The organism is Streptomyces sp. NPDC091649, from assembly GCF_044756785.1.
Classification (GTDB): domain Bacteria; phylum Actinomycetota; class Actinomycetes; order Streptomycetales; family Streptomycetaceae; genus Streptomyces.
This window is the reverse complement of sequence record NZ_JBIVTR010000001.1, coordinates 221,151-240,586: the sequence shown is the minus strand read 5'-3', so window position 1 is coordinate 240,586 and position 19,436 is coordinate 221,151. Positions and strand designations below refer to the sequence as shown.

Here is a 19,436-nt window from a genome sequence, read left to right as displayed (position 1 = left end):
GACACCTCTCAAAACGCTGTAAAACACCCGCGAAAACCCTCAGCTTCGAGAAGAGAATGCCGATGACCGAGCAGGCCACCGGGGCCCACCACCCGCAGCCGCGCGCCCGTAACGGCGGACAGCCGTCCGTCGCCGTTGAGCACGTCACGGGCGCGCAGTCCCTCATCCGCTCTCTCGAGGAAGTCGGCGCCGACACGGTATTCGGCATTCCCGGCGGTGCGATCCTTCCCGCCTACGACCCGATGATGGACTCCACCCGGGTCCGCCACGTGCTCGTCCGTCACGAGCAGGGCGCCGGCCACGCCGCCACCGGGTACGCGCAGGCCACCGGCAAGGTCGGCGTCTGCATGGCCACCTCGGGCCCCGGCGCCACCAACCTGGTCACCCCGATCGCCGACGCGCACATGGACTCCGTGCCGCTCGTCGCGATCACCGGCCAGGTCGCCTCCCAGGCGATCGGCACCGACGCCTTCCAGGAAGCCGACATCTGCGGCATCACGATGCCGATCACCAAGCACAACTTCCTGGTCACCAAAGCCGAGGACATCCCGCACACCATCGCCGAGGCGTTCCACATCGCCTCCACCGGCCGCCCCGGACCCGTCCTCGTCGACATCGCCAAGGACGCCCTCCAGGCGCGGACCACCTTCAGCTGGCCGCCCGTCCAGGACCTGCCCGGATACCGCCCGGTGACCAAGCCGCACGCCAAGCAGATCCGCGAGGCCGCGAAGCTGATCACCCAGGCCAAGCGCCCCGTGCTGTACGTCGGCGGCGGCGTCCTGAAGGCCGGGGCCACCGCCGAGCTGAAGGTCCTCGCGGAGCTGACCGGTGCGCCCGTCACCACCACCCTGATGGCGCTCGGCGCCTTCCCCGACAGCCACCCGCTGCACGTGGGAATGCCCGGCATGCACGGTGCGGTCACCGCCGTCACCGCGCTGCAGAAGGCGGACCTGATCGTCGCCCTCGGAGCCCGCTTCGACGACCGCGTCACCGGCAAGCTGGACAGCTTCGCCCCGTACGCCAAGATCGTCCACGCCGACATCGACCCGGCCGAGATCGGCAAGAACCGCACCGCCGACGTGCCCATCGTGGGCGACGCCCGTGAGGTCCTGGCCGATCTGGTCCAGGCCGTGCAGGCCGAGCACACCGAGGGCCGCACCGGCGACTACGCCGCGTGGTGGAAGGACCTCAACCGCTGGCGCGACACCTACCCGCTCGGCTACGACCTGCCCGAGGACGGCAGCCTCTCCCCGCAGCAGGTCATCCAGCGCATCGGCAAGCTCGCCCCCGAGGGCACGATCTTCGCGGCGGGCGTCGGCCAGCACCAGATGTGGGCCTCCCACTTCATCGACTACGAGCAGCCCGCCACCTGGCTCAACAGCGGCGGCGCCGGGACGATGGGGTACGCGGTCCCGGCCGCCATGGGCGCCAAGGCCGGGATGCCCGACCGGACGGTCTGGGCCATCGACGGCGACGGCTGCTTCCAGATGACCAATCAGGAACTGACCACCTGCGCGCTCAACAACATCCCGATCAAGGTCGCCGTCATCAACAACGGCGCGCTCGGGATGGTCCGCCAGTGGCAGACCCTCTTCTACAACCAGCGCTACTCCAACACCGTGCTGCACTCCGGCGCGGACACGGACGGCGTCCCGGCCAAGGGCACCCGCGTCCCGGACTTCGTCAAGCTGTCCGAGGCCATGGGCTGCTACGCCATCCGCTGCGAGGACCCGGCCGACCTGGACAAGGTCATCGAAGAGGCCAACTCCATCAACGACCGCCCCGTCGTGATCGACTTCATCGTCCACGAGGACGCCATGGTCTGGCCGATGGTGGCCGCCGGCACCTCCAACGACGAGGTCCAGGCCGCCCGCGGCGTCCGCCCCGACTTCGGCGACAACGAAGACGACTGAGAGACAGAGAGAGAACGACTCCCATGTCCGAAAAGCACACGCTCTCCGTCCTGGTCGAGAACAAGCCCGGTGTCCTCGCCCGGATCACCGCGCTGTTCTCCCGACGCGGCTTCAACATCGACTCACTCGCGGTCGGTACCACCGAGCACCCCGACATCTCCCGCATCACCATCGTCGTGAATGTCGAGGGCCTGCCCCTGGAGCAGGTGACCAAGCAGCTCAACAAGCTGGTCAACGTCCTGAAGATCGTCGAACTCGAGCCCGCCGCCGCGATCCAGCGGGAGCTCGTCCTGGTGAAGGTCCGCGCCGACAGCGAGACCCGCTCCCAGATCGTCGAGATCGTCCAGCTGTTCCGCGCCAAGACCGTCGACGTGTCCCCGGAGGCCGTCACGATCGAGGCGACCGGAGGCGCCGACAAACTGGAGGCGATGCTCAAGATGCTGGAGCAGTACGGCATCAAGGAGCTCGTCCAGTCCGGCACCATCGCCATAGGGCGCGGCGCGCGCTCGATCACCGACCGGTCCCTGCGCGCCCTCGACCGCTCGGCCTGAGCGGACGGACCGGGGCGGAGCCCACGGCTCCGCTCGCATGGCAAGACCCGACAACGCAACGACGCACCCCGCCGTACGGTGGGACGCAACACCTGCACACCAAGGAGAAGACCCAGTGGCCGAGCTGTTCTACGACGACGATGCCGACCTGTCCATCATCCAGGGCCGCAAGGTCGCGGTTCTCGGTTACGGCAGCCAGGGCCACGCCCACGCGCTGTCGCTCCGTGACTCCGGCGTCGACGTCCGCGTCGGTCTGCACGAGGGCTCGAAGTCCAAGGCCAAGGCCGAGGAGCAGGGCCTGCGCGTGGTGACCCCGGCCGAGGCCGCCGCCGAGGCCGACGTCATCATGATCCTCGTCCCGGACCCGGTCCAGGCCCAGGTCTACGAGGAGTCCGTCAAGGACAACCTCAAGGACGGCGACGCGCTGTTCTTCGGCCACGGCCTGAACATCCGCTTCGGCTTCATCAAGCCGCCGGCCGGCGTCGACGTCTGCATGGTCGCGCCCAAGGGCCCGGGCCACCTGGTCCGCCGCCAGTACGAGGAGGGCCGCGGCGTCCCGTGCATCGTGGCCGTCGAGCAGGACGCCTCGGGCAAGGGCCTGGAGCTGGCCCTGTCGTACGCCAAGGGCATCGGCGGCACCCGCGCCGGCGTCATCAAGACGACCTTCACCGAGGAGACCGAGACTGACCTGTTCGGTGAGCAGGCCGTTCTCTGCGGTGGCACCGCCGCCCTGGTCAAGGCCGGTTTCGAGACGCTGACCGAGGCCGGGTACCAGCCGGAGATCGCGTACTTCGAGTGCCTGCACGAGCTGAAGCTCATCGTCGACCTCATGTACGAGGGCGGCCTGGAGAAGATGCGCTGGTCCATCTCGGAGACCGCCGAGTGGGGCGACTACGTCACCGGCCCCCGGATCATCACCGACGCCACCAAGGCCGAGATGAAGAAGGTGCTCACCGAGATCCAGGACGGCACCTTCGCCAAGGCGTGGATGGCCGAGTACCACAACGGTCTGCCCAAGTACAACGAGTACAAGAAGGCCGACAGCGACCACCTGCTGGAGACCACGGGCCGCGAGCTGCGCAAGCTCATGAGCTGGGTGAACGACGAAGAGGCATAAGTCATGGGGGCGGGGCGGATCCGGACGGGTCCGCCCCGCCCCGCAGTACCGGGGAAGCCACTCCGTACGGGAGTACCGGAGGGGCTGTTCCGTACGGGTGTACACGAGGTCCACCTCGTGCGGGTGATCCTTCCACCGGGGCGCGGTACGAAGCCCGTCGCACGACTACACTTCTCAGCACATACACGCGTCAGGGCCCACAGTGTCGTGCGTCTACCACGCGGCTAGCCCCTCCACCGCCTGCGGCCGTCGGGACGGCCGTCCGCACTGGACTTGTGAGGACTCACGTGAGCTCGAAACCTGTCGTACTCATCGCTGAAGAGCTGTCGCCCGCCACCGTGGACGCTCTGGGTCCGGATTTCGAGATCCGGCACTGCAACGGCGCGGACCGCGCCGAGCTTCTCCCCGCGATCGCGGACGTCGACGCCATCCTGGTGCGCTCCGCCACCAAGGTCGACGCCGAGGCCATCGCCGTCGCCAAGAAGCTCCGGGTCGTGGCCCGCGCGGGCGTCGGACTGGACAACGTCGACGTCTCCTCGGCCACCAAGGCCGGCGTGATGGTCGTCAACGCCCCCACCTCCAACATCGTCACCGCGGCCGAACTGGCCTGCGGTCTGCTGGTGGCCACCGCGCGCAACATCCCGCAGGCCAACTCCGCGCTGAAGAACGGCGAGTGGAAGCGCTCGAAGTACACCGGGGTCGAGCTCAGCGAGAAGGTCCTCGGCGTCGTCGGCCTCGGCCGCATCGGCGTCCTGGTCGCCCAGCGCATGTCGGCCTTCGGCATGAAGATCGTCGCCTACGACCCCTACGTCCAGCCGGCCCGCGCCGCACAGATGGGCGTCAAGCTCCTCAGCCTGGACGAGCTGCTGGAGGTCGCCGACTTCATCACGGTGCACCTGCCCAAGACCCCCGAGACGCTGGGGCTGATCGGTGACGAGGCGCTGCACAAGGTGAAGCCCTCGGTGCGCATCGTCAACGCCGCGCGCGGCGGGATCGTCGACGAGGAGGCCCTGGCCTCCGCGCTCAAGGAGGGCCGCGTCGCGGGCGCCGGCCTCGACGTGTACGCGAAGGAGCCCTGCACCGACTCCCCGCTGTTCCAGTTCGACCAGGTCGTCTGCACCCCGCACCTCGGCGCCTCCACCGACGAGGCGCAGGAGAAGGCCGGCATCGCGGTGGCCAAGTCCGTCCGCCTCGCGCTGGCCGGCGAGCTGGTCCCGGACGCGGTCAACGTCCAGGGCGGCGTCATCGCCGAGGACGTACGCCCCGGTCTGCCGCTCGCCGAGAAGCTCGGACGTATCTTCACCGCGCTCGCGGGCGAGGTCGCGGCCCGGCTCGACGTCGAGGTGTACGGCGAGATCACCCAGCACGACGTCAAGGTGCTGGAGCTGTCCGCGCTCAAGGGCGTCTTCGAGGACGTCGTCGACGAGACCGTCAGCTACGTCAACGCCCCGCTGTTCGCGCAGGAGCGCGGTGTCGAGGTCCGCCTCACCACCAGCTCCGAGTCGCCCGACCACCGCAACGTGGTCACCGTGCGCGGCACGCTCTCGGACGGTCAGGAGGTCTCGGTCTCCGGCACGCTGGCGGGCCCGAAGAACCTCCAGAAGATCGTCGCCATCGGTGAGCACGACGTCGACCTGGCGCTCGCCGACCACATGGCCGTCCTGCGCTACCAGGACCGTCCCGGTGTGGTGGGCGCGGTCGGCAAGATCCTCGGCGAGGCCGGGCTGAACATCGCGGGCATGCAGGTGTCCCGGGCTGCCGTGGGCGGCGAGGCGCTCGTCGTCCTCACCGTCGACGACACGGTCCCGCAGCCGGTGCTGACCGAGATCGCCGAGGAGATCGGCGCCTCCTCGGCCCGCTCGGTGAATCTCACCGACTGACGCCGACACTCCGGTGAACCTCACCGGCTGACGCAGGCGCACAGCGGTACGCCCCCGCTCCGTACCCGGCAGCGGGGCCACTCGTCCCGGACGAGAGGTCCCGCCGCCGGGTACGGTGCGTTTCCGGGCGCCGGGGCTGACCAACCCCGGGTGGGCCCGGGGTTGGGCCCTGGGGCCCACGACGTGGGAGGCCCCCGGCCGTAGCGTGACCCGTCGTCATGTCACTCGTGGGCACCGGGGGTCGGATCGCGTATGGCTGCTGTCGGTGGCATACCCCTGGCCGGAGGCCCGGCCCCCGCCGCCCCGCGGCGTGAACTCCCGCGCCCGCTCGCGCTGGTGCGCGTGCTGCTCCTCGTGCTGTTCGGGGCGACGGTGCTGGGGGCGGCCGGCCTGTCCGGCTCGGCCCTCGCCACGGAGTCGATGGGCGCCGAGGTGCTCGGCATCCTGCTGTACGCCTCCGCGCCCGGGGTGCTCGCGGCGCTGCTGGCCCGGCACGTCAGGACCGGTCGCGCGCGCGTGCGGTGGGCCGTCGTCGCGGTACAGGTGTGGCTGATCCTCGGCGGCCTCGCCAACGTGGGGGACGGATCGCCGGACGGGGTGACCCAGTTGGTCCTGCCGGTCCTGATCATCGTTCTGATCAGCCGTGCGGGGAGCCGGGCGTGGTTTCGCCTGCCGCCGGGCGAGCGGGGACAGCCGCCGGAGTTCTCGCTCCCGCACATGATCACCTGGCGGCGGGACCGGGGGCAGAGCGCCCTGGAATACCTGGGCCTGGTTCTGATCGTCGTCGCGCTGGTCGGGGCGCTGACCGTGGGCGGCCTCGGCGGCCGGATCACCGAGGGCCTCCAGTCCGCGATCTGTTCGCTGACCGGCAGTTCCTGCCCGGTCTCCTCGGGCAGCGGCGCCTTCGAGGAGGGCGCCCGCCCGTCCGGCGGCGAGGACGGGGGAGTCGACGGCGGCCCGCCCGGCGGCGCGGACGGGGGCGTGGACGGGGGTGCCGAAGGCGGTGTTGACGGCGGCTCGACGACCACGGGCGGCGTGACCGGCGGCTCCGCGGACGGTTCCACCGGCGGCCCGACCGGCGGTTCCACGGGCGGCGACGCGACCGGCGGCACGGGCGGTCCGGGCGGTCCGGGCGGGTCCGGCGGTACGGGAGGCGCCATCGGCGGCGACGGCTCCGGCTCCACCGCGGCCGGCGGCGGCACCGGACGCCCCGGCGTCGGCGAGGACACCTACCCCGAGGACAGCGAGGAACCCGAGGCCGCCTATGACGTACAGGCGACCGACGACGGCGACGCCGTGGGCGGCGGTGAGCAGGCCGAGGAGCAGGAGGACTGCGGCGGCTGGGCTTTCTTCGGCTGCGCCTGGGACCGTACGACCCAGGTCGTCAAGGGTCTCGTGGTCGACGGGCTCTGGGGCGACATCTCCGGGATCATCGACCTGTTCAAGCCGGAGACCTGGTCGGGACTCGTCGACTACGGCGGGCAGCTCGGCGACCAGTGGGCCGAGGATTCCTCGGGCGCGGGCCGCGCATGGGCGGACGGCGACTACCTGGGCGCGCTGCGGGACTGGGGCACGGCCTCCGTCAACACCGTGGTCACCGTCGGCGACGACGTCTTCGTCGGGGACGAGGTCCGTGAGCGCTGGGACAACGGGGAGAAGACCCGCGCGGTCACCGACGTGATCTGGAACATCGGCTCGGTCTTCATCCCCGGCTACAACGTCGGGAAGGTCGTCGGCAAGGTCGGCAAGCTCGGTGTGCTGGGCCGGGCCGCCGGAGCCGTGGGCCGCGCCGCCGACGGCGCGGGCGCGGCGGCCCGCCGGGCCCGTAAGGCCGCGGAGGCCGGCGACCTCGACGGCGTACGGAAAGCGGCGAAGGAGGCCGACGAGGCGGCGGACACCGCCGAGGACGCGGCGCGCCGGACCGGCTGTGCCATCGCCTCGGGCCCCCCGCCGGTGCGGTACGGCGGCGGGGCCACCGGTGTCCCGGGCGCGGGCACCGGCGTGCTGGCGGGCGGCTCCCCGGGCCGGACGGTCCTCGCGAACGACGGATGCGACGAGGCGGCCAAGGCGGCCGCAGCCCGGGCGCGCGCGGCGGAACGGGCCGCCCACCTGGAGCAGAAGCGGCTGGAGGAGCCGGAGCGGGCGCGCAGGGCGGCGGCGGAGAAGAAGCGGTACCCCGATCCGAAGCGCAACGACACCTCCGACCCGCGCAACTACACCCCGCCGTCCTGGGCGAAGGACCTCGTCGACCGCAAGCTCGGCGACGCCGACGGGGGCGACGGCTACTGGGCGGGCCGGGACCGCAACCCCGCGCCCAACTGGGAGAGGAACGAGCCCTGGCTCCGCTACCAGGAGCAGGTCACCGGCACCAGGCGGGGCCAGGAGTACGTCGTACCGCACCCCCGGGAGGGCAGGCCGGCGGTGGAGTACGACGGCTGGGACTCCTCCCGGCAGACGTTCCTGGAGGCCAAGAACGGCTACGGCAGCTATCTGTCCAAGACCGGCAACGGCACCCTCACCCCGTCCGGCAAGGACAAGTTCGTCACCGAGGCCCGCGCCCAGGTGGAGGCGTCCGGCGGCCGGACCGTGGAGTGGCACTTCTCCGACCCGGCCGTCGCCAAGGCCGCGCGCAAGGCGTTCCGCGACGAAGGACTGCCGGTCAAGGTGGTCCACAGCCCGACGAAGCCCAATGACAGCAAGAGGAAACCGGGGGCCTTCGACGAGTAGGCCGCGCCAGGACGGAAGGCCCCGGCCCGGGGCCCCGGGCCGAGTAGCCTGCAACGCGTGGTGATCCCGGCCGCCGTCCGGCCGGGGCACCGCGCGCAGCGGGCCGGCCGACGGAGGAGAGACGAGATGCGACGTGTAGTGCGGGGCTTCTGGGGCCCCCGGCCGGAGCCGGTCGAGGCGCTGGCGGACCGGTGGCGGCGGGCCCTGGACGGGCTCGCCGGGCTGGTCCCGCAGGCGGCCGACGCCTGGAGCCAGGTCCACGGGAGTGGACCCGCCACCGCCTTCGCCCCCGACGGGGACGCCCTGCTCCGCGCGCTGCGCACCGCCCAGAGCGCGGCCGACTGGTCGGACCTCACCGGCACCGGGCTGCGCCTCGTCGGCACCGGGACGCCCGGCTGGGAGGCGGAGATCAGCGGACTGGCCGGGGGAGCCCCGGAGTTCCTGCTCCAGTCGTTCGCGATCGTCCTGCACGCCCCGGACGAGGCCGTGGTCCCCGAGGAGGCGATCCTGTCGCTCGTCGCCCGAGTGTGGGAACCCGACTTCGGCGACGTGAGCGACGACGACGTGCTGGACGCGCTGGAGGACGACGCCGGGTACTCCGTCGGCGATCCGGTGATCGGCCGGACCGGCTACCTCTCCCCGGCCCGCGCGGCCCTGGTCCCCGACGACCTGGAGACGGTCCGCGAACCGCTGCCCGGCGGCGGGGAGTTGCTGAGCGTCGCGGCCCCGGGTGACAGCGCGGGCGTGGTGCGGGTGTACGAGCGGCTGCGCGGGGCGGGGGCGCTGGCCCCGCTGCCCCGCCCGATGGACCGGGCTGTCCTGTGACGTCCCGGGCGGGCGGGGCCTTCGACCCGGAGCGCGCGGTGACGGAGGTGACCGAGCTCCTCGCCGCCCCCGTGCCCGCCGCCGGCCCCGCCACCGCCGAGGGCGACCCGGCCACCGGCGAGTGGACGGCCACCGCCGGAGAGGGCTTCCGGATCGTGCCGCTCTGGGAGGGTGATCCGCTCACCGGCGTGTACGCCCCCGAGTGGAACGACGCCGAGGAGGCCGCCGAGGACCATCTGGCGGTGCTGGCGCGAGCGTTGGACGACCGCTGGGGTCCGCACCGGGTGCTGCGGGTGCTCGGGGCGCTGCCGCGGTGGCGGTCCGGGGCGTCCGTGGAGCCGCTGTTCGGGGCGCTGTTCGCGGAGGACCTGTACGGGGACCTGCAAGTCTGGGGCCCGGTGGCCCCCGGCGGCCGGTGGGTGGCCCTCACCCTCGGTCACAGCGACGGTGACGCGCCCCTGGTTCTGGCCGCGCTGGTCAGCGACCGTCCGATCGGTGAACCGGAGGGCGGCCACGGCCCGTTGTGAGCCCCGCCCGCACTCCGCCGGATGCGGCCGGGACCGCCGGCAGGGTGCTCCGGCACCCGCCGTCCTGTGATGGAGTGGACCCATGAAGCTGCTTCCCCTGTTCCTCCGACGGCCGATCGAAGCGGTGTACGAGCGCCGGCTCGCCGCCACCCTGGTGGGCCTGCCGCGCCCCCAGCACGTCGGGATCATGGTCGACGGCAACCGGCGCTGGGCCCGGAAGGCCGGGCACACCGACGTCCGGGAGGGCTACCGGGCGGGCGGCGCCAAGGTGACCACGTTCCTGGGCTGGTGCACGGCCGCCGGAATCGAGCACGTGACCCTCTTCATGCTTTCCGACGACAACCTGGGCCGCCCCGCCGAGGAACTCGGTCCGCTGATCGAGGTCATCGAGGAGACCGTCCGGGACATCACCGCCGAGGGCCGTGACTGGGAGGTCCGGGCGATCGGCTCGCTCGACATGCTCCCCGGCACCAGCGCCCGGGTGCTCAAGGAGGCCACCGCCGCCACGACCGGGCGCGGCGGCCTCAAGGTGGACGTGGCGGTCGGCTACGGCGGCCGGCGCGAGATCGTCGACGCGGTGAAGAGCGCCTTCGAGGAGCACATCGCGGCCGGCGGGGACCCGGCCGAACTGGTCGCCCGGTTCGGGATCGACGACATCTCCCGGCACCTCTACTCACCCGTGGCCGACCACACCGACTTCATCATCCGCACCTCCGGGGAGCAGCGGCTGTCCGGCTTCCTCCTCTGGCAGTCCGCGTACGCCGAGATGCACTGGGTGGACTGCTTCTGGCCGGCCTTCCGGCACGTGGACTTCCTGCGCGCGCTGCGCTCGTACGCGAACCGGGAGCGCCGCTTCGGCAAGTGACGGCCGCCGCCGCGCGCTCCGGCCCGCCGCAGCCCCGGCAGCCGCTTCCGGTACACCGGCGGCGTCAACATCGCCGGAGCCCTCGCCCTGGCGGCGGGCGTCGCGGCGGCGGCCCTGGGCGTCGACACCGTGTACACGGGCCCGGTCGCCGCTGCCCTGGGCGGCGTCGACGTCTCGCCGGCCGGCACGGCCGTCGCCGCGGGCTGCTACGCCCTGCTGACGCGCCGGAGCCTCGACGCGCCGCCGGCACGGACGGCCTGAGGGCGGCGCCCCCGGCGCGTGAACCCCTCACAGCGGTGCGCCCGCCACAGCCGTGCCCTCGTCACGGCCGTGCGCCCGTCACACTCGCCGGCCCGTCACAGCCGTGCGCCCTTCAGCGCCATGTGCAGCAGCAGCCGGTCCTCGCCGTCGCTGAGGTCGAGGCCGGTGATCTGCTGGATGCGGGAGAGCCGGTAGTAGAGCGTCTGGCGGTGGATGCCCAGCGCGGCGGCCGTCCGGCTGGCCTGCCCCGCCCGGTCCAGGAACACCTCGGCGGTCCGCACGAGGTCCCGGTGCGGGGGAGCGAGCAGGGTGGCGACCGCCGGGTCGCGGGCGGCGGTGGCCGAGTGGGGGAGGGCGGTCAGCAGGCGGTACGGGCCGATCGCCGACCACCGGGCGACCGGGCCGAAGCGGGGCTCGGCCCGAGCCGCGCGGGCCGCCGCCGTGGCCTCGCGCCAGGAGAGCGCCAGCTCGCCCAGGCCCCGGCGGGGCGCCGCGATCCCCCCGGTGGCGGCCGGGCCGGCGTTCGCGCGCAGCCGGTCCGCGGCGCTCAGGGCCGGATCGAGGCGGTCCGGTGAGCGCAGTCGGACGAGCGCGGCCAGTGACAGGACCCCGGCGGCCCCCGGCGCGGCGACCGTGGCCAGCGCCGCCGCCGAGGCCACCCCCCGTACCGCGGGCGTGTCCTCGGCCCACGGGGTCACGCACACCACCGTGTGCAGCCCGTCAGCGTCCCGTCCCAGAGCCTCGGCCAGCGCGGCGACGGCGGTGTCGTGCTGCCGGCCGGGGCCCGCCGTGAGCACCGCGCCGAACTCGCGCGAGAGGTCCGCGCCCGCCCGCGCCTCGTCGGCGAGCAGGGCCCCGATCCGGGCGGCGACCTCCATGGCGGCGCTCAGCCGCTCCTGAGCCGGGCCGGGGTCGGTGTCGAGCAGCCAGACGTAACCGAGGACGACACCCCGATGGCGTACCGGAAGGCAGAGACGGTCCCGGAAGACCCCGGCCTCGGGGGCGGCGGGGATGCGGACGGGGCCGGTCGCCCGGGTGATGCCGAAGCCCTCGAACCAGGCGCGTACGGCGGGCGTGGAGCGCCGGGTCAGGATCGAGCGGGTGCGGACCGGGTCCATCGCGGAGTCGTCGTCGCTGTCGTGGGCTCCGAAGGCGACCAGGCCGAAATCCCGGTTCTCCAGGGTGGCCGGGGCGTCGAGGAGGGCCGAGATCTCGTCGACCAGTTCCTGGTAATCGCCTGTCACCCGGCCATTCTCGCACTCCTTCATACAGCTGTCTGAGATGACGGCCACGAATGCGTGACAGGTGTCGATGGCACAGCATCGGAGCGGTGCCTAGATTTCACGGTGGTTATCCGTGCCGTACCGGTCCGTTCACGTACGTACCGTTATGGCCCTTCGTCCGTACATTCGTGGAGGTGCCCCGTGCTGGGTCCCGTGATTCTCGCCGCATCGCGCAGCGACAAGATGCGCCGGTTCGTCTCGGCCGCGCCCGGCACCAAGCAGGTCGTCGACCGCTTCATCGCCGGGGAGACCGTCGACCAGGTCGTGCCGATCGTCGAGGACGCCGCGGACAAGGGGCTGGAGGTCACGCTCGACGTCGTCGGCGAGGACATCACCACCCCCGCGCAGGCCGAGGCCGCCCGCGACGCCTACCTGGAGCTGATCGAGCGCCTGAAGGCCCTGGACCTGGGCGCCCGCGCCGAGATGTCCGTCAAGCTGTCGATGTTCGGCCAAGCGCTGGAGAACGGCCACGAGCTGGCCCTCGCCAACGTCCGCCCGGTCGTCGAGGCGGCGGCCGCCATCGGCACCACGGTCACCCTGGACGCCGAGGACCACACCACCCTCGACTCGATGTTCGCCATCCACGAGGAGCTGCGGAAGGACTTCCCGCAGACCGGCTGCGTCATCCAGTCCTACCTGTTCCGCACCGAGGACGACGCCCGCAGGCTCGCCGCCGCCGGCAGCCGCGTACGCATCGTGAAGGGCGCCTACAAGGAGCCCGCCTCCGTCGCGTACCAGGACAAGGCCGAGATCGACAAGGCGTACGTCCGCATCACCAGGATTCTGATGGAGGGCGAGGGCTACCCGATGATCGGGTCCCACGATCCCCGTCTCATCGCCATCGCTCAGGAGCTGGGCCGCCAGGCCGGGCGCAAACTGGATGAGTACGAGTTCCAGATGCTGTACGGCATCCGCAGCGACGAGCACATCCGGCTCGCGGCCGAGGGCCACCGGATGCGCGTCTACACGGCGTACGGCACCGACTGGTACGGATACTTCATGCGCCGCCTCGCGGAGAAGCCGGCCAACCTGCTGTTCTTCGGCCGCTCGATCCTCACCAAGGGCTGAGCCGGCCCCCGGGCCGACCCACATCCCCGCCGACACCCAAGGAGACAAGGCAACCATGGACGCCGTCACCCAGGTCCCCGCGCCGGTCAACGAGCCGGTCCACTCCTACGCCCCGGGCTCCCCGGAGCGCGCCCGTCTGGAGGTGAAGCTCAAGGAGCTCGCCGACAATCCGATCGACCTGCCGATGACCATCGGCGGCGAGAAGCGGATGGGCGGCGGCGAGCGTGTGAACGTCGTACAGCCGCACAACCACCGGGCCGTCATCGGCACCTTCGCCGGGGCCACCGAGCAGGACGCCCAGGACGCCATCGACGCGGCCCTCGCCGCCGCCCCGGCCTGGCGCGCGATGTCCTTCGACGACCGCGCGGCGATCATCCTGCGCGCCGCCGAGCTGCTGGCGGGCCCCTGGCGCGAGACGCTGGCCGCCTCCACCATGCTCGGCCAGTCCAAGACCGCCCAGCAGGCCGAGATCGACACCCCCTGCGAGCTGATCGACTTCTGGCGCTTCAACGTGCACTACGCGCGCCAGATCCTCGCCGAGCAGCCCCCGGCGAACTCCCCGGGCGTGTGGAACCGGATGGACCACCGCCCGCTGGAGGGCTTCGTCTACGCGATCACGCCGTTCAACTTCACGGCCATCGCGGGCAACCTCCCCACCGCCCCCGCCCTCATGGGCAACGTCGTGGTGTGGAAGCCGTCCCCGACCCAGACCCACGCCGCCGTGCTGCTGATGCAGCTCCTGGAGGAGGCCGGTCTGCCCAAGGGCGTCATCAACCTGGTCACCGGCGACGGCATCGCCGTCTCCGAGGTGGCGCTGAACCACCGCGACCTGGCCGGCATCCACTTCACCGGCTCGACCCCCACCTTCCAGCACCTGTGGAAGACGGTCGGCAACAACATCGCCAACTACCGCACCTACCCGCGGCTCGTCGGCGAGACCGGTGGCAAGGACTTCGTCGTCGCGCACCCCAGCGCCGACCGCGCCGTCCTGAAGACCGCGCTGACCCGCGGCTCCTTCGAGTTCCAGGGCCAGAAGTGCTCCGCGTCCTCGCGGGCGTACGTCCCGGCCTCGATCTGGAACTCCGGTTTCCAGGAGGAGTTCGCCGCCGAGGTCGACTCCATCACGATGGGTGACGTCACCGACCTGTCGAACTTCATCGGAGCGGTCATCGACGAGCGCTCGTTCGCCAAGAACAAGGCCGCGATCGACCGCGCGAAGGCCGACCCGACGTGCACCGTCGTCGCCGGCGGCACCTACGACGACTCGGTGGGCTACTTCATCCGCCCGACCGTCATCGTGTGCTCCGACCCCGAGAACGAGGTCTTCACGACCGAGTACTTCGGCCCGATCCTCGCGATCCACGTGTACGAGGACGAGAAGTACGACGCCATGCTGGAGCAGATGGAGTCGGTCTCCGACTACGCGCTGACCGGCTCGGTCATCGCGGGCGACCGCGCGGCCGCCGCGTACACGATGGACAAGCTCCGCTACGCCGCGGGCAACTTCTACATCAACGACAAGTCGACCGGCGCCGTCGTCGGCCAGCAGCCCTTCGGCGGCGGCCGGGCGTCGGGCACCTGCGACAAGGCGGGCGCCCCGCAGAACCTCCAGCGCTGGACCCTGACCCGGGCCATCAAGGAGACGCTGGTCCCGCCGACCGACTACACCTACCCCCACCAGGGCTGACGCCCTCCCGGGGCGCCGCAGCACGACGCCCCGGCCCGGGGTCTCCGCCGCGGAGGCCCCCCTGAGCACCGCCCCCCGACCGGCCCCCCTGCCGGCCGGGGGGCGGTTTCCACGTGTGCCCCGTCCGCGGGGCCCGGCGAGGCTTCTCAGATCTCCACGAGCACCTGGTCCAGCGACTTGCGCACCAGGTCGGGGACCTCGCAGTCGTCGGCGGGATAGCCGACGGGGATCACGGCGAACGCCTTCTCGTTCGCGGGCCGGTTCAGGACCTCGCCGAGGAAGCGCATCGGGCTCGGGGTGTGGACCAGCGCGGCCAGCCCCGACAGGTGCAGGGCGGTGAGCAGCATGCCCACCGCGATCCCGACCGACTCGTCCACGTAGTAGTGCTTGCGCTTCGTGCCGTCCTCGCCCAGCCAGTAGCGCTGCTGGAACACCACGATCAGGGCGGGCGCGTCCGTCATGTGGGCCTTCACCGCGTCCGTACCCAGCGGGCGCAGGGCGGCGAGCCACTCCTCGCCGAGCCGCCCGTCGTAACTCACCTTCTCCTCGTGCTCCGCGGCCTCCCGGATCAGGCGGCGGACCTCGGGGTCCTTGACCAGGACGAAGGTCCACGGCTGCTGGTGGGCGCCGGAGGGGGCGGTGGCCGCGCACGCGACGGCGTCGCGCAGCACCTGCTCGGGGACCGGGTCGGGGGAGAAGGAGCGCACGGTCCTGCGCTCGTCCATCCGCCGCCGCAGCCGGGCGGCGTGGGCCAGGGCCGTCCGGGCGGCTATCCGCTCGGGTCGGTAGGGCGCGGGACGGTACGGGTCGCCGTGGGTGGGCGACCACTGCGGGGGCGTGGGTGCGGTGTCGGACATGGCGGCAGTGTGCGCGGTGGCGACGGTCCGGGGGAAGCGGGGCTTCGGACAGGCGCGGGGCCGGTCCCGGTCAGTGTCCGGTGACCGGGGCGGTCTGTCCGCCCACCGGTTCCCCGGAGTACGCGGTCTTGTGGCGGAGGTAATGTGCATGTCAAATTCCTTCTCGGTACGTCCCCACACGTCACCCAGAAGGAGCTCCCCTTGAGAGCGAACTCCCGCGCGCGCTTCGGCGTTTCCCTGCTGCTCGTCACCGGCGCCCTCGGCCTCGGCGCCGCTCCCTCCACCGCCGCCGACGCTCCGGCCGCCGCCCCCTCGGCGGTCCCCGCCCCGTCCGCGTACGCGCTCGACGCGGCCGTCGAACGGCAGCTCGGCGCCGCCACCGCCGGAAGCTACCTCGACGCGAAGACCGGGAAACTGGTCGTCACCGTCACCACCGACCGGGCCGAGGAGCAGGCCCGAGCCGCCGGCGCCACCGTCCGCCGGGTGGCCCGCAGCGCTGCCCAGCTCGACGCCGCGATGCGGACCCTGGAGGCGGAAGCGAAGATCACCGGCACCTCCTGGGGCGTCGACCCGCGCACCAACCGGGTCGCCGTCGAGGCCGACTCCTCCGTCTCGGCACGGGACATGGCCCGCCTCGAAGCCGTCGCCGAACAGCTCGGCGGCGCGGTCGACGTCAAACGCGTACCGGGCGTGTTCCACCGCGAGGTCCTGGGCGGCGGAGCGATCTACGGCGGCGGCAGCCGCTGCTCGGCGGCCTTCAACGTCACCAAGGGCGGGGCCCGTTACTTCGTGACCGCCGGTCACTGCACCAACATCTCAGCCAACTGGGCGGCGAGCTCGGGCGGTTCGGTCATAGGGGTCCGGGAGGGCAGCAGCTTCCCGACCAACGACTACGGCATCGTCCGCTACACCGACGGCTCCGCGCCCGCCGGGGCCGTGGACCTGCACAACGGCAGCCGCCAGGACATCGCCTCCGCCGCCGACGCCGTCGTGGGCCAGGCGATCCGCAAGAGCGGCTCCACCACGAAGGTGACCAGTGGCACGGTCACCGCCGTCAACGTCACCGTCAACTACAGCGACGGGCCCGTCTACAACATGGTCCGCACCACCGCCTGCTCGGCCGGCGGCGACAGCGGCGGGGCGCACTTCGCCGGTTCCGTCGCCCTCGGCATCCACTCCGGCAGCTCGGGCTGCTCCGGCACCAGCGGCTCCGCCATCCACCAGCCGGTCAGGGAGGCGCTGGCCGCGTACGGCGTCGCCGTGTACTGACTCTCTCCCGCACCCCGCCCGCCCGGAGCGCCGAGCAACCCGGCCGGGCGGGCGCCCGCGTCCGGGGCCGGGAGTCCGGCGGTCCGGCCGGGCGGACCGCCTGCGAAGCTGGGGGACATGACCGAGCGTCCCGTCGTACGCGCCGCCCACACCTTCGAGCTGACCGCACCCGAGCGCGAAGCGGTCCGCGCCCTGCTCGACACCGCCTTCGACGGCGACTTCGGCGACGAGGACTGGGACCACGCCCTCGGCGGCGTCCACGCCCTCGTACGCGACACCGACGGCCTCCTGATCGCCCACGGCAGCGTCGTCCAGCGCCGGGTCGTGCACGCGGACCGCTCCTACCGGGCCGGATACGTCGAGGCCGTCGCCGTCCGCGCCGACCGCCGCCGCGAGGGACTCGGCCATCGGGTGATGGCCGCGCTGGAGCGCGTCATCGACCGGGCGTACGACTTCGGGGCGCTGTCCGCCTCCGACGCGGGCGCCGCGCTGTACACGGCACGCGGCTGGCAGGTCTGGCCGGGCCCGCTCGGCGCCCTCGGCCCGGCCGGCCCGGTCCCGCTGCCCGAAGAGCGGGGCAGTACGTACCTGCGCCCCGCGGCCGGCCGGCCGCTGCCCGCCCCCGGTCAGCCGCTGGCCTTCGACTGGCGCGACGGCGACCTGTTGTGACGGCGGCCCGGGGTGGGCGCGACCCCGGCGGTGCGCGCTGATCCGGGGGGAGCGGGCGGAGCGCGGCGGAGCGCCGTCTCAGATAGTAGGAAGCCCGAGTAACTGTGGAGACAGAGCGGCCGGACTGTCCTAACGTTGTAGAAGCCGAACGAATCGCTCGATCGAGCGACCGGCGGAAGCGGGCGCACGCCCCGAAGCAGGCAACCCCTGCGGCGTACGCTCCCCGCCCCTCCCGGCCCCCGCAACCCGATCCCGCTCGCTCGACGCCGTGCTGCCCGCCGGTGCCCGCGACCGCCCGCCGGTCCGTCGGCCCCGCCCCGCGTCCTCGGCCTCGACACCCACGCGATCCACAGGAGTGATTCCCCATGGCCGAGCCCACCGCCCGCCGCGTCCGTCACGCCTCCCGCCCGGCCGAGGCGGAGCGCAGGAACGCCGCCGCCGCCCTGCAGCGCGCCCTCGACCGCCGCGACAACGGCGGCTCCACCGGCCACTGAGGGCGGCCGGCCCGACGCGGCCGCCCGGACGACGCGCACGGCCGGCCCGGACCCGGCGTGCCCGACGGCGGCCGGCCGCCGGCCCCGCCCGCCAGCTCACCCGCGGGCCCCGCCCCGCACCGGCGACCCGTGCACCAGCGGCCCCACTGCCGCCCGCCCGTATCCCGGCGGCCCGCACACCGCCCCGCCCGTACACCGAACACCCTTGCCTCGCGTCCATATGGTGGACGTCGAATGTCATGGGGTGGGACGCACCGTTAGGCTTCCGGCATGTCTCGCAGCATCGATCTCGCAGTGATCCCCGGTGACGGAATCGGCCAGGAAGTCGTGGCCCAGGGCCTCAAGGTCCTCAACGCTGTCCTCCCGCAGGATGTGAAGCTGGAGACCAAGGAGTACGACCTCGGCGCCCAGCGCTGGCACCGCACCGGCGACACCCTCCCGGACGCGGAGCTGGAAGCCCTCAAGAACCACGACGCCATCCTCCTCGGCGCGATCGGCGACCCGTCCGTACCCTCCGGCGTCCTGGAGCGGGGGCTGCTGCTGAAGCTGCGTTTCGCCTTCGACCACTTCATCAACCTGCGGCCCTCCAAGCTCTTCCCGAACACCGCGACCCCGCTCGCCGGCCGCCCCGACATCGACTTCGTCGTGGTCCGCGAGGGCACCGAGGGCCCGTACACCGGCAACGGCGGCTCGCTGCGCACCGGCACGCCCGCCGAGGTCGCCACCGAGGTCAGCCTCAATACGGCGTACGGCGTCGAGCGCGTGGTCCGGGACGCCTTCGAGCGCGCGGCGGCCCGCCCGCGCAAGAAGCTGACGCTGGTCCACAAGAACAACGTCCTCGTCTACGCCGGCCACCTGTGGAAGAGCACCTTCGACCGGGTGGCCGCCGAGTATCCGCAGGTCAGCACCGACTATCTGCACGTCGACGCCGCGACGATCTTCTTCGTCACCCAGCCGGAGCGCTTCGACGTCATCGTCACCGACAACCTCTTCGGCGACATCCTCACCGACCTGGCCGCCGCCGTCTCCGGCGGCATCGGCCTGGCCGCCTCCGGCAACATCAACCCGACGGGCGCCTTCCCGTCGATGTTCGAGCCGGTCCACGGCTCCGCCCCCGACATCGCGGGGCAGGGCAAGGCCGACCCGACCGCCACGATCCTCTCCGTCGCCCTCCTGCTGCGCCACCTCGGCCACGAGGCCGAGGCAGCGCGCATCGAGGACGCCGTCTCCGCCGACCTGGCGGAGCGCGACGGGGCTGCCGCCACGCGTACGACCGACGAGATCGGCGACGCCCTCGCGGTACGCGTAGCGGGCTGACCCGACGACTCCCTTCGAAGCCGCCGGGTCAGCGAAAGCACCCGGCGGCTTCACCTGTGCGGCCCCCGGGTGCCACCATCGACCCCTGGACCGCATTCGCGCCATTTCGTGCACGGCCCCCCGCAA

Annotated in this window: 17 protein-coding genes; 15 read left to right on the top strand and 2 right to left on the bottom strand. The window is 72.6% G+C overall.

What is annotated here, in order from left to right; translation table 11 throughout:
* Positions 1-56: 56 nt before the first annotated feature.
* The 9 genes from ACIQMU_RS01075 (at position 57) to ACIQMU_RS01035 (ending at position 10,666) form a co-directional block, all read left to right on the top strand.
* A complete protein-coding gene (locus ACIQMU_RS01075) occupies positions 57-1,913 on the top strand; it encodes an acetolactate synthase large subunit (protein ID WP_352238350.1) in 1,857 nt (618 codons plus the stop codon).
* Positions 1,914-1,936: 23 nt separating this feature from the next.
* Entirely contained in the window at positions 1,937-2,464 is a 528-nt protein-coding gene (gene ilvN, locus ACIQMU_RS01070; RefSeq protein ID WP_003966072.1) for an acetolactate synthase small subunit, read from the top strand.
* Positions 2,465-2,579: 115 nt separating this feature from the next.
* Complete coding sequence (ilvC, locus tag ACIQMU_RS01065; protein ID WP_352238351.1) at positions 2,580-3,581, top strand: ketol-acid reductoisomerase; 1,002 nt, start codon at positions 2,580-2,582, stop codon at positions 3,579-3,581.
* A gap of 287 nt (positions 3,582-3,868) precedes the next feature.
* The gene (gene serA / locus ACIQMU_RS01060) at positions 3,869-5,461 is read left to right on the top strand and encodes a phosphoglycerate dehydrogenase (RefSeq protein WP_352238352.1); all 1,593 of its coding nucleotides are present in this window, start codon (positions 3,869-3,871) and stop codon (positions 5,459-5,461) included.
* 252 nt (positions 5,462-5,713) lie between these two features.
* On the top strand, positions 5,714-8,188 hold the full coding sequence (locus tag ACIQMU_RS01055; RefSeq protein WP_402688009.1) for a Tox-REase-5 domain-containing protein: 2,475 nt from the start codon (positions 5,714-5,716) through the stop codon (positions 8,186-8,188).
* 126 nt (positions 8,189-8,314) lie between these two features.
* A complete protein-coding gene (locus ACIQMU_RS01050) occupies positions 8,315-9,013 on the top strand; it encodes a hypothetical protein (RefSeq protein WP_352238354.1) in 699 nt (232 codons plus the stop codon).
* Entirely contained in the window at positions 9,010-9,540 is a 531-nt protein-coding gene (locus ACIQMU_RS01045; RefSeq protein WP_352238355.1) for a hypothetical protein, read from the top strand. Before ACIQMU_RS01050 ends, ACIQMU_RS01045 begins: the two co-directional genes overlap by 4 nt.
* Positions 9,541-9,622: 82 nt before the next feature.
* A complete protein-coding gene (locus ACIQMU_RS01040) occupies positions 9,623-10,405 on the top strand; it encodes an isoprenyl transferase (protein WP_352238356.1) in 783 nt (260 codons plus the stop codon).
* A gap of 129 nt (positions 10,406-10,534) precedes the next feature.
* Positions 10,535-10,666 (top strand): hypothetical protein, encoded by a 132-nt coding sequence (locus tag ACIQMU_RS01035; RefSeq protein ID WP_352238357.1) that lies wholly within the window; start codon positions 10,535-10,537, stop codon positions 10,664-10,666.
* 95 nt (positions 10,667-10,761) lie between these two features.
* On the opposite strand, the gene ACIQMU_RS01030 is transcribed toward ACIQMU_RS01035, so the two are convergent.
* Positions 10,762-11,910 (bottom strand): PucR family transcriptional regulator, encoded by a 1,149-nt coding sequence (locus ACIQMU_RS01030; RefSeq protein WP_402688008.1) that lies wholly within the window; start codon positions 11,908-11,910, stop codon positions 10,762-10,764.
* Positions 11,911-12,090: 180 nt separating this feature from the next.
* Between ACIQMU_RS01030 and ACIQMU_RS01025 the strand changes: the two genes are divergently transcribed.
* Both ACIQMU_RS01025 and pruA read left to right on the top strand, forming a co-directional pair.
* Positions 12,091-13,017, top strand: a complete 927-nt coding sequence (locus tag ACIQMU_RS01025) for a proline dehydrogenase family protein (RefSeq protein ID WP_352238359.1) — start codon at positions 12,091-12,093, stop codon at positions 13,015-13,017.
* A 55-nt stretch (positions 13,018-13,072) separates the two neighbouring features.
* Positions 13,073-14,704, top strand: a complete 1,632-nt coding sequence (gene pruA / locus ACIQMU_RS01020; RefSeq protein WP_402688007.1) for an L-glutamate gamma-semialdehyde dehydrogenase — start codon at positions 13,073-13,075, stop codon at positions 14,702-14,704.
* 146 nt (positions 14,705-14,850) lie between these two features.
* On the opposite strand, the gene ACIQMU_RS01015 is transcribed toward pruA, so the two are convergent.
* Positions 14,851-15,561 (bottom strand): nitroreductase family protein, encoded by a 711-nt coding sequence (locus tag ACIQMU_RS01015; RefSeq protein ID WP_352238361.1) that lies wholly within the window; start codon positions 15,559-15,561, stop codon positions 14,851-14,853.
* Between the two features lie 201 nt (positions 15,562-15,762).
* On the opposite strand from ACIQMU_RS01015, the gene ACIQMU_RS01010 reads away from it, so the two are divergent.
* The 4 genes from ACIQMU_RS01010 to ACIQMU_RS00995 all read left to right on the top strand — a co-directional run bounded on the left by ACIQMU_RS01010 (position 15,763) and on the right by ACIQMU_RS00995 (position 19,310).
* Positions 15,763-16,830 carry a S1 family peptidase gene (locus tag ACIQMU_RS01010; protein ID WP_402688006.1) on the top strand — a complete coding sequence of 356 codons (1,068 nt, stop codon included), beginning with the start codon at positions 15,763-15,765 and terminating at the stop codon, positions 16,828-16,830.
* Positions 16,831-16,947: 117 nt separating this feature from the next.
* The gene (locus ACIQMU_RS01005) at positions 16,948-17,499 is read left to right on the top strand and encodes a GNAT family N-acetyltransferase (RefSeq protein ID WP_402688005.1); all 552 of its coding nucleotides are present in this window, start codon (positions 16,948-16,950) and stop codon (positions 17,497-17,499) included.
* A gap of 365 nt (positions 17,500-17,864) precedes the next feature.
* A complete protein-coding gene (locus tag ACIQMU_RS01000) occupies positions 17,865-17,993 on the top strand; it encodes a hypothetical protein (RefSeq protein WP_352238364.1) in 129 nt (42 codons plus the stop codon).
* Between the two features lie 270 nt (positions 17,994-18,263).
* Positions 18,264-19,310: a 3-isopropylmalate dehydrogenase gene (locus ACIQMU_RS00995; protein WP_352238365.1), complete on the top strand. Its 1,047-nt coding sequence runs from the start codon at positions 18,264-18,266 to the stop codon at positions 19,308-19,310.
* The last annotated feature ends 126 nt before the right edge of the window (positions 19,311-19,436 follow it).

Bases quoted from the DNA above. Each gene is read 5' to 3' on its own strand.
- ACIQMU_RS01075 (WP_352238350.1), top strand. From the start codon at position 57: ATGCCGATGACCGAGCAGGCCACCGGGGCCCACCACCCGCAGCCGCGC.
- ilvN (WP_003966072.1), top strand. From the start codon at position 1,937: ATGTCCGAAAAGCACACGCTCTCCGTCCTGGTCGAGAACAAGCCCGGT.
- ACIQMU_RS01055 (WP_402688009.1), top strand. From the start codon at position 5,714: ATGGCTGCTGTCGGTGGCATACCCCTGGCCGGAGGCCCGGCCCCCGCC.
- ACIQMU_RS01050 (WP_352238354.1), top strand. From the start codon at position 8,315: ATGCGACGTGTAGTGCGGGGCTTCTGGGGCCCCCGGCCGGAGCCGGTC.
- ACIQMU_RS01040 (WP_352238356.1), top strand. From the start codon at position 9,623: ATGAAGCTGCTTCCCCTGTTCCTCCGACGGCCGATCGAAGCGGTGTAC.
- pruA (WP_402688007.1), top strand. From the start codon at position 13,073: ATGGACGCCGTCACCCAGGTCCCCGCGCCGGTCAACGAGCCGGTCCAC.
- ACIQMU_RS01015 (WP_352238361.1), bottom strand. From the start codon at position 15,561: ATGTCCGACACCGCACCCACGCCCCCGCAGTGGTCGCCCACCCACGGC.
- ACIQMU_RS01005 (WP_402688005.1), top strand. From the start codon at position 16,948: ATGACCGAGCGTCCCGTCGTACGCGCCGCCCACACCTTCGAGCTGACC.
- ACIQMU_RS01000 (WP_352238364.1), top strand. From the start codon at position 17,865: ATGGCCGAGCCCACCGCCCGCCGCGTCCGTCACGCCTCCCGCCCGGCC.
- ACIQMU_RS00995 (WP_352238365.1), top strand. From the start codon at position 18,264: ATGTCTCGCAGCATCGATCTCGCAGTGATCCCCGGTGACGGAATCGGC.